Here is an 11889-nt window from a genome sequence, read left to right on the forward strand (position 1 = left end):
CAGGGCCACACCCGTCCATTACATGGTGGAGGTCAGGCTTGCGATTTGGTCCGGAGGCCCCGGGTCCAGCGGGGATTCGCCTCGTTGAGTCGGTGCGAGCGGATCCTCTCGGCGATCGTCCCGAGCGCCTCGGCGCCCGCGTCCCATTCCGGGTCCGGTGCGGCCCCGCTGATCCGGTGCGACTTGATGCGCTGGGCGACCGTGACGAACCCGGCGCGATCCTGGACCGTGGGGTTGTTCCCCTTGGGGTGTTCGCGGTTCACGTTCGTCGACATCGTGTGCTCCTTCATTCGGTGGGATGTCGTGCACGGGCACTGCCTGACGGATTCGTGGTCGTGCAGCTGACCGGGACGGTCCGGGTGATGGCCGTCGTGTGTCCGGTCAGATTTTCGGGTGCAGGTTGCGGACGGGGCTCACTGACTCGAGCAGTGCAGCGAGGTGCAATATCGTCGACTCGGCCAGCCAGCCGGCTGCGATCTGGACCCCGATGGGCATCCCATCGCTACTCGTGCCGAACCGCATCGACAATGCCGGGAGCCCGGTCAGGTTGAACGGAACGGTGGCGTTCTGCATATAGGTGAACGGCACCGTTTCGCCGTTGATGACGAATTCCTCGAGCCCGTGTGCGTGTGCGGGAATAGGGGTCGCGGGCAGAAGCAGCGCGTCATAACGCTGGAAGTAGTCGACGAAGCCGTCGCGCAGCCGCTCGATCCCCTGCTCGGCGAGAACGTAGTCCTGCACGGACCTGTCGGGCGTCGCGAGCATGGATCTGGAGATCTTGAACATGTCGTCCTCATGGCCGGCTGTGGCGGCCTCGAACGCCGGCTTGAGCTCCATCACGTGCTGTCGATCGAACAGGTCGAGCGGGATGTCCCGCTCCAGCGCCGGGATTCGGACGGGCTCCACGAGCACACCGGCACCCTTGAGTGCCTCGGCTGCCGCTTGCACGGTCGCGGCCACTTCTGGGTCGATCGGCCCGAAACCGGGCTCGACCAGCCAACCGACGCGAAGCGGTCGATCCGGCCGGGATCCCACTCCCGCGTCGAGCTCGCGCGGGGTCGTGGCGAAGCCGTCGGCGCCGTCCGGTCCCGAGAGCAGCGAGTAGGCCAGCGCGATGTCGCGAACTGTGCGTGCCATCGGGCCGACGTGCCAATCGCGACGCGGTACTCGAGGCCAGATTCCCGTGGCGGGGATGCGTCCATGGGTTGCCTTGAGGGCAACGATGCCGGTGTGCGCTGCGGGGCCGCGCACCGAGATGGCGAGATCGCTGCCAAGGCCGAGCGGCGTCATGCCCGCTGCGATCGCTGCCGATTCGCCGCCGCTGGAGCCACCGGACGTGCGGTCCAGGTTCCAGGGGTTGTTCGTCCTCCCGGTCAGGAGATTGTCGCTCTCGGTTGAGTACGAGAACTCCGGAAGATTCGTCTTTGCGAGCAGGATCGCACCGGCGTTCTTCATGCGTGCGACGCTGGTGGCGTCCGCGTCCGGGATGCGGCCCCGGAAGATCGGGGAACCACGCTGGGTGAGCACCCCGGCGGTATCGAACGAATCCTTGGCTGTGAAAGGCACTCCATGCAGAGGACCTACCTCGACCCCCGCGGCGAGTGCTGCTTCCGCTGACTTCGCGGCATCGAGTGCATCGACGGCGAGGGTGACGATCGCGTTGATCTTCGGGTTCGTCGCTTCGATGCGGTCGAGGTGCGCCTGCATCACCTCGACCGGAGACACCTTGCGGGTGCGGATCAGTTCAGCGAGCTTCGTCGCATCGGAATGAATCAGGTCAAAATCCATGATGTTCTCCATCGAGTAGACCGGTCGACTATCGCCGCGTAGATGCTGCCCGGCGGGGTCCAGGCGGTCGGGGTTGAGTCTGTTAGAGGTGGAGGTGCTGACGGGTGATCGTCATCGCACGGTCGAGCGAGTCGGGGCTGCGGTGGATCTTGGCCATCAGGCTCGCGCCGAGCCATGCGTCGTAGAGCGCCTCGGCCGTGGTGCGGGGGGTGCCCTCGATCGACAGGGACCCATCCGCTCGACCACTGACGATCATTCGCTCGATCCGATCGATGATCGCGGTCGTTCCTTCTTTCAATGCCGCCCTCATGGACTCAGAGAGGTCGGTGACCTCGGCGGCGAGCTTCACGACCAGGCACCTGCCCTGGCACTCGTCAACGACCTGCGTGTTGTAGAAGTGCTGCCAGTAGTCCATCAGGCGCTCCCCGGAGCTCCTGCCCGGTTCGGCGAAGATTCGATCCATGTTGGTGAGGTAGACGCTGAAGTAGTTCTTCATCATCGCTTCGCCGAAGGCGTCCTTGGAGCTGAAGTAGTAGTAGAACGAGCCCTTCGGGACGCCGGCCTGCGTGAGCACCTGCGTGAGGCCGACCGAGGCGAAGCCCTTCTGGGCCATGATCCGCTGTGCGGTGTCCAGAATGGTCTGGCGCGTATCCATCTCGGTGACCGGCATGGCATGACCGTAGCACTCTATTAGACCGGTCGTCTAGTGCCGGGTCGATGCGCGGAGAGTTCCCGCGATCACCCCGGCTGCACGTCGCGCCGGGCGAAGCGGTCCAGACCCGTCCAGATGAGGCCGGCGGCGACCAGTGTCATGACGACGAGCGGTGTCCACGTCAGGGGCACGAGCGGCTGGTGGGGCGTCGCCGAGAAGGGCAGCAGGTTGAGCACCCAGTCGGGCAGGTGGAGGGCGTCACCGATGAGGACGATGAACCACATCGCCGACAGCGCGCCCCACGTGAGTGGGATCGCCAGCCGAGGCAGCCAACCGAAGAGCGCCACCGCGACGCCGACCAGCACCATGACGGCCGGCCAGTACGCCAGGGCCGCGATCGCGAGGCGACCCGTCTGCCCCGGGTCGCCGATGATCGAGCCGTAGCCCGCACCCATGCAGGCGCCCCCGACCAGCAGGAGCACCGCGGTCCCCGCGGCCGGGATCGCCAGGCGCTCCAGGGCCCACCGGGTCCGGGACAGGGCTCCGGCGAGCTGAGGCTCGACGATCCCGCTGGCCTCGTCGGCCCGGAGCGAGATCGCACTCTGCAGCGCGAAGATCGTCGTCACCATCGCAATCATCAGCACGAGCAGGGCAAGCAGCGCATCGACGGTCGTACCGCCGATCACCGCAGTCGCCGTCGACCCGGCGTCGCGCAGGAGGTCCGTCATCACCTGGACGACCGACCCGAACAGCAGCGCGGTCAGCACGATCGTGGCGCTCCAGCCGATGATGGGACCTCGCTGGAGCCGCAGGGCCAGGCCGAGCGGCGTGGCATACCGGGCGGGTGCGCCGGCGGGGCCCGGGCGATCGGGCAGCAGGCCCGCGCCGAGGTCACGTCGGGCCTCCAGCCGTGCCGCCACCGCGAGCAGCGCGCCGGCGAGCCCCACGAGCAGGGCAAGAGGCCACCACCGGTTCGCGCCCCACGGCTGCATCTCCTGGCCCCAGCCGACCGGCGAGACCCAGGTCAGCCGGCCGTCCCCGAGGTCGCCGACCATCCGCAGCACGTAGAACAGGCCCAGGACGACGGAGCCGAGCGCGTTCGCGCCGCGCGACGTGGACGTCACCTGGCCGGCGACGGCGCCGACGCCGATCGCGACCAGCCCGACGCCAGTCACCGATCCACCGAGGACGAGTGAGCCGGCGATCCCGGCTCCGGCCGGGTCCAGCCCGCTGGCCGCCGAGGCGAGCGCGACGCCCGCGCCGACGGCGACGCACAGCACCGCGTTGACCAGCCACGACGCCGCGGAGTACGCGTCGCGGCCGAGCATCCGAGAACGAAGCAGCTCGGTGCGGCCGACCTCCTCGTCGGCGCGACCGCTGCGGGTGACGAGGAAGACGACGCCGAACGCGAGGGTGAGCGCACACGTCATCCAGATCTTGGTCCAGACCGCTCCGCCGAGCGTGTTCGGGGCCGCCGCCAGACCGGTGAGCGCCTTGATGGCGGGGGTGTTGCTCAGCGCAGCGAAATCGTCGAGAGCCGCCTGGGTGGTGAAGATGGACTTGTAGTACGCGCCGACGTAGGCGAAGAGACCGACGATCACCACCCACCACACCACGAGCCGGACACGGTTGCGCCGCACCACGAGGCGGAGCATCGTGCCGACACCAGCGAGCGTGTCGCTCGCCCCCTGCCGCACTACAGGCTCGGTCCGCACCGCCGACGGCGTCATCGGTCGACCTCGTTCAGTGCCGCGAGCTCGTCGCCGTAGTGGCGCAGGAACAGCTCCTCGAGCGACGGCGGGTTGGCCACGATGGAGCGCGGCCGGAGACTGGCGACGGCGGCCAGGACAGTCGGGAGCTCGGCGTCGTCGACCGCGAAGGTGACGTGACCGTCGAGGACCTGAAGGTCGTGCACGCCGGGCAGCGCCGCGAGGCGGGCGGCGCCCGTGTCGACCGCGATGGTCACCTGCGAGCGGGTGAGGTGGCGCAGCTGCGCGATCGTGCCCGCTTCGACGGTGACGCCCTCGCGGATGATCGTGACGCGGTCGGCGAGCTTCTCCACCTCGGCGAAGATGTGGCTGGACAGCAGCACCGAGCGCCCCGCGGCCTTCACCTCGCGGATGGACTCGGTGAAGGCAGCCTCCATGATCGGGTCGAGGCCCGACGTCGGCTCGTCCAGCAGCAGCAGATCGGCGTCGGACGCGAGGGCCGCAACCAGGGCGACCTTCTGCCGGTTGCCCTTGGAGTACGCCCGGGCCTTCTTGGTCGGGTCGAGCTCGAACCGGTCGAGCATCAGCCGCCTGCGCGCCGGGTCGAGAGGACCGGACAGCCGGGCCAGGATGTCGATCGCTTCGCCGCCGGTGAGGTTCGGCCACAGCGTGACGTCACCGGGCACGTAGGAGATCGACCGGTGCAGGTGGACCGGGTCCGCCCAGGGGTCGCCGCCCAGGACGGTCGCCTTGCCCCCGTCGGCGCGCAGCAGGCCGAGCAGGATCCGGATCGTCGTCGACTTGCCCGAGCCGTTCGGTCCGAGGAATCCTGTGACCTGGCCGGTGGGGACCGTCAGGTCGAGGCCACGCAGGGCCTGGACGCTGCCGAAGGACTTCGTCAGGCCCTCGACCTCGACGGCCATCTCGAGTGCGCTCATCATGGCTTCCTTCGTCTGCTGGGTTCGACGCGGGTGGTTGGGCCGGTCACGCGGTCTGGGTTGACGGCTCGTCATGGACCGGGCCGCCCGGCGGCTCCCACTGGTGGTGCAGGTAGTCGTCCAACATGGCAGGGCTCGTCAGCAGGCCCTCGGTGTACAGCTCGAGGATCGGCAGGATCGTGTCGCGCCGGCCGTCTCGCAGGGACGCGACGAACTCATCGGGAGTGCGCTCGGGGGCCGTGAGGAACTGCACGAGCATGGCGCCCATCGACTGGTAGGTGAGGTAGCGCACGCGCGCCTCCTCGTCCCGCGACGCACGTGCCAGCCCGCTCGCGACGCTCTCGGCCATGATCGCGCGGGCGTGCTCGACGAGGCTCTCCAGGAAGTCGCGGGCCGGCTGCCCGCCCGCATGAATCGCGCGGAGCATGTACACGAGGATGACGGCGGCGGTGCCAGGTGCCGTCAGCCGCTCGAGCAGGTAGGCGCTCGGGTCGGCGATCGCCTCGGTCTTCAGCGCGTGATAGCGCCGCAGCACCTCGGCGTCGCACTCGGCGCGCATCGCCGCCTTCGAGCCGAAGTGGTGCGTGATGAGCCCGGGGGAGACCCCGGCTCGCGCGGCGATGGTCCGCATCGAGGCGTCGAAGCCCTCCTCCGCGAAGCACTCGATCGCGACCTCGCGGACCCTTGCCCGCGCCGTGAGGTCGGACGCCGGACGCCCCCCTGCTGTACGCACGATCAAAACGCTATACGCGTGACCAGCGGGCCGCAATGGGCCGGCGCGGAGGCGGCGCGAGGCGCCACCGAACTCAACGGCACGCACGGTGGTGGTCCCTGCCCGCTGCCGAAGGTCGCGTACTGCACACCACGTGCTCCGGCCCGGCGCAGTACCGGCCCGGGACCGAAAGCTCGAGCCGGTGATGCGCCACGTAGGGCATGGCGTGCGCGGCGACGTACCAGTCCGTCGCGTTCTGGAGGTACAGCACCCGGCTCGCCGCGCGCGGCCGGCCGGTCAGCAGCGATGCGGACGCGCCGATCGCCGCGAGCTGCGCCTCGATCCGGTCGACCTGCGCGTCCACCGGCTCGGCCGAGACCTCGATCGAGGGGAACGCCGCGGCGAGGTAGGTGCGCACCGTGGCGTCCTCGTACCGAAGCCAGTTCGTCTGCGGGTTCCAGGTGAACACCGAGACCGGCACCGTCAGCGAGCCTGCGTAGCGCAGGGCGGCGAACCCGCCCCCGCTGCCACCGACCAGCAGCAACTCCTTCGCCGACCGCTCCGAGATGGCCTGCAGCAGCGCGGTGATCGCCGCGCGCGTCCGGGACCGCTCCGAGCCGTCGTACCAGGCCAGACCGAGCGTGCCGAACGACGAGACCGTCGGGTCGGCGAGGTAGATCGCGGACACGCCGATCTGCCGGCTGAGCGTGCGCCCCGAGAAGAACGGGGGGCTGACGGCGTCGCGGTTCGGCACCGAGCCGGTGAAGAACACCGGCAGGACCGGCTGGTCGCGGACGTCGAGCGGGTCGCGGTCCAGGTACAGGTCCAGGGTCACCCCCAGGTGGCTGACCGAATCGATCCCGTCGCGGTGCACTGCGGCGGTGGCGAAATCCGCCAGGGCAGCCCAGACCGTGTGCGGGCACCTCCACCGCTCGTAGTCGGCGGTCACGGCGGGGAGCGTCACAGCCGGAAGTCGCCGATCCTCGCGCCGACGCCGAGCAGGTCCGCCACGGCGGCCACCACCCGCTGCGCCGCCGAGCCGTCGCCGTAGGGGTTCACCGCGTTCGCCATCGCCGCGTAGTGCGCCGGGTCGTGCAGGAGCCGCTCGACCTCCTTGACGATCCGGTCCTCGCCGGTCCCGATGAGCAGCACGGTCCCGGCACTGACGGCCTCGGGGCGCTCGGTGTTCTCCCGCATCACGAGCACGGGCGTGCCCAGGCTCGGCGCCTCTTCCTGGACCCCGCCGGAGTCCGTGAGCACGATGCGTGCCAGCGCGAGCATTCGGATGAACTCGCCGTACGGCAAGGGTTCGGTCACCACGACGTTCGCCAGCCCGTCGAGGTGGGGCAGCAGCGCCTCGCGCACCATCGGGTTGCAGTGCGCCGGGAGCACGATGACCAGGTCCGGCTCGCTGCGCGCGATCCGGGCCAGGGCGCCCCCGACCTGATGCATCGCGTCCCCCCAGTTCTCCCGGCGGTGGCTCGTCACGAGCAGGATCGGCCGGCCCGAGCCGGCCAGGGCCTCGAGCGCGGGATCGCAGAACGGGATCCTCGCGCCGCCCGCGGTGAGCAGCAACGCGTCGATCACGGTGTTGCGGGTGATGACGATGTCCGCCTCGAGGTGCACGACGGGGATCTGCCGGTAGAACGCGGCGAGCGCGGCGGCGGTCGACGTCGTCGTGTCGCCCTGCACGACGACGGCGTCGGGCCGGGCGGCCGCGAGGATCGGGTCCAACCCGTCCAGGACCCGGCTCGTGATGCCGGCCAGGGTCTGCCCGTGCTTGAGGATGGACAGGTCGTGGTCGGGCACGATCGCGAACAGCTCGTTGACCTGGTCGAGCATCTCCCGATGCTGGCCGGTGACGACCGTGACGCCGTCGAGCAGGTCGCTGGCCGCGCTCGCCTTGATCACGGGGGCGACCTTGATGGCCTCGGGACGGGTCCCGTAGATGGTCATGACCCGGGGTTTCACGAGGGGCTCCTGGATTCGTCCTGGCGGGCTCACGTGCGGGCGTGCCTGGCCTGTGCCCGGGGGTGGGGCGGCTCGTCGAACCGGATCGTGGTGCCGCGGCCCTCGCTGACGGCGTCCTCGAGCAGCCGCGCGGCCTTCTCGGTCTCGCCGTTCGCGAGGTTCCAGGCCCACCAGCGGTACCGCTGGGCGACCTCGTAGGCGGGGCCGTCCGCGACGAGCTTCCCCTGGTGCAGCCAGACGGCGCGGGTGTGCTCGGTGGCGTGCTGACCGGCAACCGCAGCGGCTTCGTCTCGAACGCCTCCCCGACGACGGTCACCGACACGATCATCCGCGGCTCGCAGGGACACATCGACTACTGCGTCTTCGAGGAGAACGCGATCGGCCTCGTCGTGGCGGAGAATTCGCGCGTCGATACCGTCGGGGACGACTTCCGGCGCAACACGCGCGCGATCCGCACCCGAACCGGCGGCTTTTTCGGGGAGGGCGGCGCGAAGAACATCTACAACGCGGGCACCGCGAACGCCAACCGGATGGCGGACGTGGAGGCCTACGCGGGTTCGGGTGACAGCACGGAGCTCGGACGTGCCCAGCAGTACGTGCGCGTCGCCTATGACCGGGTCGCTCGTCCCCTCACCGGGACGACCGCCCCGACGACGCTCTGCGCGCCGTACACGATCCCGGCTCGCCGCCTGTTCGGGGTGGGCAAGCAGCTGCGGGTGCACGCCCTCGGGGTGTTCACCGCGACCACGGCGGGCTCGGTGCTCACGGTGTCGTTCGGCGGCATGGAGGTGAACTTCACCGTTCCCGCGGCCGAGCGCGACGCCCCGTTCGAGCTCGACGTCACCCTGCTCGAGGTCAGCGGAGGGTACCGAGCGATCGGGCGGCTCGGCCAGGGACACGCGGGCACCCGGCACGCGACGGCATCCAGAGGCTTCAACGTCAACGAGGCCCAACCGATCACCCTGAGTGCCAAGCCGAATTCCCGGACCGACGCCCTCACGGTCTACCGCACCGACATCTACCTCATGGGCTGACCGGCAGCCGCAGAGTGCGCACAAACGTGAGGACTGCGCGCATCGGATGTACGCAGCGGGCACCGATGTGCGCAGTTTGCGGCCGACGACGGAGCGTTGGCGGCCAGGCGGAGGCGTCGCCATGCCGGGATCTGTATTCATCCGATGCTTGCCTCGGATGACCATCCGTCGATGAGAACGCCACAGGCGTCGCTCGGTTTTCTGGTCAGAGGGGCGCCGCACTGGCCCTCGTCGATTCATCCGATGACTGTTAGTCTCGAACCCGTGGAGACTCACCCGAACGACGAGCAGCCGGCGCACCCGCCGATCCCGCCGCGGATCGACATCACCGACAACACCTTGGCCTTGGCACGCGTCGACGCCGTCGTCGGGCAGGGGCCGTTCAGCGCGGACTGGACCTCGCTGGCCACCTACACCCCGCCGCGCTGGTACCAGGACGCGAAGTTCGGCATCTTCCTGCACTGGGGCGTGTACTCGGTGCCGGCCTTCGGCAGCGAATGGTATTCGCGCGACATGTACCGCCAGGGGTCGAAGGAGTTCGACCACCACGCACAGACGTACGGGCCGCAGGCGGAGTTCGGCTACAAGGACTTCATCCCGCTGTTCACCATGGCGGAGTTCGACCCCGACGCGTGGGCGGCGCTGTTCCGCCGGGCCGGAGCCCAGTTCGTCGTCCCGGTCGCCGAGCACCACGACGGTTTCGCGATGTACGACACCGACCGCTCGCGCTGGAAGGCGAGCGCGATGGGTCCGGGGCGGGACGTCTTCGGTGAGCTGTCCGACGCCACCCAACGCGCGTGGATGGTCAACGGCGCATCCTCGCACCGGGCCGAGCACTGGTTCTTCATGAACGGCGGCGCGAAGTTCGACTCGGACGTGCTCGACCCGGAGTACCTCGACTTCTACGGGCCCGCGCAGCGCGAGGAGACCGCGCCCAACGAGCTGTTCCTGGAGGACTGGCTGCTGCGCACGGTCGAGATCATCGACAAGTACCGCCCGCAGGTGCTCTGGTTCGACTGGTGGATCGAGCAGCCCGCGTTCGAGCCCTACCGGCGCCGGCTCGCGGCCTACTACTACAACCGCGCGCACGAGTGGCAGCGCGAGGTCGTCATCAACTATAAGTGGGACGCGTTCGTCCCCGGCTCCGCGGTCTACGACATCGAGCGCGGCACCATGGGCGGTGTGCTGCCCGAGGTGTGGCAGAACGACACAGCCGTGTCCAAGGGTGCCTGGTGCTACGTCGAGGGTCACGACTACAAGACGCTGCCCGACCTGGTCGCCGAGCTCGCGGACGTGGTGAGCAAGAACGGCGTCCTGCTGCTGAACGTCGGGCCGACAGCGCAGGGCACGATCCCCGCCCCCGAGCAGGAGCTGCTCGAGGGCATCGGGGCCTGGCTGTCGATCAACGGCGAGGCGATCTTCGGGACCCGGCCCTGGTTGATCGCGGCCGAGGGACCCACCCAGGTCGCCGTCGGATCCTTCACGGACGGTGACCTGCCGACGTACACGAGCGAGGACATCCGCTTCACGACCCGCACCGACGTGACGGGGGAGTACCTCTACGCGATCCTGCTGGCTCGCCCGGCCGACGGCGTGGCGCGGATCAACGCCTTCGGTTCCGGGACCGGGCTCCTGCCGCGCGCGGTGCGGTCCGTCGTCGTTCTCGGGGACCCCGAGCCGGTGCGGTGGACCCGGGTCGCGGGCTGCGTCGAGATCGAGCTGAACGAACCGCGGACGGACGCCCCGGGCGTCGTCGTGAAGGTCTGGCTCGAGCCCGTGGTGCCCCAGCCACGGGGTGACTTCCTGCACGGCTGACGTGGAGACCACCGGCGAGGCCCGACCGTTCGGGGATACTCGCCCTATGTCACGAACCGATCACGTGGTCGACGGGATCACGCAGATGATTCTCGACGGCGAGCTCGCCGCCGGCGACCGGCTGCCGATCGAGAAGGACCTGGCCGCGGCCCTGCGGGTGTCCCGCGGGTCCCTGCGCGAGGGGGTGCGGGCCCTGACGCTGCTCGGCGTGCTCGACACGCGTCAGGGTGACGGCACCTACGTCACGAGCCTGGACGCGAACCTGCTGCTCGGGCCGATGGGGCTGCTGGTCGAGCTCCAGGGCGCCGGCAACGCGTTGCACATCCACACCGTCCGGCGGCTCCTGGAGACCGAGGCGGCCGGCCTCGCCGCCGCGAACGTCGCAAGTCGCGGCGACCAGGACCCGACCATGCAGGACGGGATCGCCCGGGCCCGGGCGGCCCTGGCGACCGGCGAGCAGATCCTCGCCGGGCCGCAAGTCGAGAACGAGCAGCTGATCCAGACCGACGTCGCGTTCCACGGCGCGATCGCGGAGCTCGCGGGAAACCCGGTGCTCGCGGCCCTCATCGCGGCCTTCGCGAGCCGGACCCTGCGCGCGCGGATCTGGCGCGGGCTCACCGAGGACGGTGCGCACCAGCGCACCGGCCGGGAGCACGAGCTCATCCTGCGGGCGGTGCTGGAGGGGGACTCGGAGCGTGCGCGCGTCCGGATGGCGGCCCACCTGCTCGACGTCGAGGACTTCGTCGAAGTGACGAACCTCGACACGAGCGGGGCAGACACGACCAAGGAGTAGGCATGCTGACAGGCCCACTGACACACCCGGAGCTGATCGGTGCGCTCGCCGCCGCGGGGCACGGATCGACCGTGCTGCTCGCGGACGGGAACTACCCGCACAGCACCGGAGCGCGCGAGGGAGCCGCCCGGATCCACCTGAATCTGCGCCCGGGGCTGCTGAGCGTCGACGACGTCCTCGCGGTGCTCGTGCAGTCCATCCCGATCGAGTCCGCGGCCGTGATGGTGCCCGGGCCGGGAGAGAAGATCACGGCGCACGAGGGGTACCGCAAGGCCCTGGCGAAGGGGCTGGACTGGACCGAGCTTGGCCGGTTCGAGTTCTACGAGACCTGCCGCTCCCCGGACCTGGCAATCGTGGTCGCAACCGGCGACCAACGCGTCTACGCCAACCTCCTCCTGACGATCGGCGTCCGGGCCCCCGCCCACCCCGCGAAGTAGTACCGCCGCGTCGAGATAGAGCACTGGAATGCTCTATCTC

12 protein-coding genes are annotated in these 11889 nt (G+C 69.8%); 4 read left to right on the top strand and 8 right to left on the bottom strand.

Annotated elements, in window-relative coordinates; genetic code table 11:
• Positions 1 to 32: 32 nt before the first annotated feature.
• The 8 genes from VIM26_RS08510 to wecB form a co-directional block, all read right to left on the bottom strand.
• A complete protein-coding gene (locus VIM26_RS08510) occupies positions 33 to 275 on the bottom strand; it encodes a hypothetical protein (RefSeq protein WP_331950118.1) in 243 nt (80 codons plus the stop codon).
• 106 nt (positions 276 to 381) lie between these two features.
• Positions 382 to 1788: an amidase gene (locus VIM26_RS08515; RefSeq protein WP_331950120.1), complete on the bottom strand. Its 1407-nt coding sequence runs from the start codon at positions 1786 to 1788 to the stop codon at positions 382 to 384.
• A gap of 82 nt (positions 1789 to 1870) precedes the next feature.
• Positions 1871 to 2458 (bottom strand): TetR/AcrR family transcriptional regulator, encoded by a 588-nt coding sequence (locus tag VIM26_RS08520; RefSeq protein WP_331950122.1) that lies wholly within the window; start codon positions 2456 to 2458, stop codon positions 1871 to 1873.
• Between the two features lie 68 nt (positions 2459 to 2526).
• Complete coding sequence (locus VIM26_RS08525) at positions 2527 to 4170, bottom strand: ABC transporter permease (protein WP_331950124.1); 1644 nt, start codon at positions 4168 to 4170, stop codon at positions 2527 to 2529.
• Positions 4167 to 5087 carry an ABC transporter ATP-binding protein gene (locus VIM26_RS08530; RefSeq protein WP_331950126.1) on the bottom strand — a complete coding sequence of 307 codons (921 nt, stop codon included), beginning with the start codon at positions 5085 to 5087 and terminating at the stop codon, positions 4167 to 4169. The genes VIM26_RS08525 and VIM26_RS08530 overlap by 4 nt, the downstream gene beginning before the upstream one ends.
• A 46-nt stretch (positions 5088 to 5133) precedes the next feature.
• Positions 5134 to 5820 (bottom strand): TetR/AcrR family transcriptional regulator, encoded by a 687-nt coding sequence (locus VIM26_RS08535; RefSeq protein WP_331950128.1) that lies wholly within the window; start codon positions 5818 to 5820, stop codon positions 5134 to 5136.
• A gap of 73 nt (positions 5821 to 5893) precedes the next feature.
• Positions 5894 to 6748, bottom strand: coding sequence for a hypothetical protein (locus VIM26_RS08540; RefSeq protein ID WP_331950130.1), 855 nt, complete (start codon positions 6746 to 6748; stop codon positions 5894 to 5896).
• An 11-nt stretch (positions 6749 to 6759) separates the two neighbouring features.
• Entirely contained in the window at positions 6760 to 7755 is a 996-nt protein-coding gene (gene wecB, locus VIM26_RS08545; protein WP_331950140.1) for a non-hydrolyzing UDP-N-acetylglucosamine 2-epimerase, read from the bottom strand.
• A 56-nt stretch (positions 7756 to 7811) separates the two neighbouring features.
• Between wecB and VIM26_RS08550 the strand changes: the two genes are divergently transcribed.
• From VIM26_RS08550 to VIM26_RS08565, 4 genes are all read left to right on the top strand, one after another.
• Entirely contained in the window at positions 7812 to 8804 is a 993-nt protein-coding gene (locus VIM26_RS08550; protein ID WP_331950132.1) for a hypothetical protein, read from the top strand.
• A gap of 264 nt (positions 8805 to 9068) precedes the next feature.
• Positions 9069 to 10619: an alpha-L-fucosidase gene (locus tag VIM26_RS08555; protein WP_331950134.1), complete on the top strand. Its 1551-nt coding sequence runs from the start codon at positions 9069 to 9071 to the stop codon at positions 10617 to 10619.
• A gap of 46 nt (positions 10620 to 10665) precedes the next feature.
• Positions 10666 to 11412 (top strand): FadR/GntR family transcriptional regulator, encoded by a 747-nt coding sequence (locus VIM26_RS08560; protein WP_331950136.1) that lies wholly within the window; start codon positions 10666 to 10668, stop codon positions 11410 to 11412.
• Between the two features lie 2 nt (positions 11413 to 11414).
• Entirely contained in the window at positions 11415 to 11849 is a 435-nt protein-coding gene (locus VIM26_RS08565; RefSeq protein WP_331950138.1) for an RbsD/FucU family protein, read from the top strand.
• Positions 11850 to 11889 lie beyond the last annotated feature (40 nt).

Origin of the sequence: Pengzhenrongella sp. (genome assembly GCF_036565025.1) — a bacterium.
Taxonomy (GTDB): domain Bacteria; phylum Actinomycetota; class Actinomycetes; order Actinomycetales; family Cellulomonadaceae; genus Pengzhenrongella.

What these genes read in the sequence shown, in the direction of transcription:
- VIM26_RS08510 (WP_331950118.1), bottom strand. Translation starts at nt 275, where the DNA reads ATGTCGACGAACGTGAACCGCGAACACCCCAAGGGGAACAACCCCACG.
- VIM26_RS08515 (WP_331950120.1), bottom strand. Translation starts at nt 1,788, where the DNA reads ATGGATTTTGACCTGATTCATTCCGATGCGACGAAGCTCGCTGAACTG.
- VIM26_RS08520 (WP_331950122.1), bottom strand. Translation starts at nt 2,458, where the DNA reads ATGCCGGTCACCGAGATGGATACGCGCCAGACCATTCTGGACACCGCA.
- VIM26_RS08525 (WP_331950124.1), bottom strand. Translation starts at nt 4,170, where the DNA reads ATGACGCCGTCGGCGGTGCGGACCGAGCCTGTAGTGCGGCAGGGGGCG.
- VIM26_RS08530 (WP_331950126.1), bottom strand. Translation starts at nt 5,087, where the DNA reads ATGAGCGCACTCGAGATGGCCGTCGAGGTCGAGGGCCTGACGAAGTCC.
- wecB (WP_331950140.1), bottom strand. Translation starts at nt 7,755, where the DNA reads ATGACCATCTACGGGACCCGTCCCGAGGCCATCAAGGTCGCCCCCGTG.
- VIM26_RS08560 (WP_331950136.1), top strand. Translation starts at nt 10,666, where the DNA reads ATGTCACGAACCGATCACGTGGTCGACGGGATCACGCAGATGATTCTC.
- VIM26_RS08565 (WP_331950138.1), top strand. Translation starts at nt 11,415, where the DNA reads ATGCTGACAGGCCCACTGACACACCCGGAGCTGATCGGTGCGCTCGCC.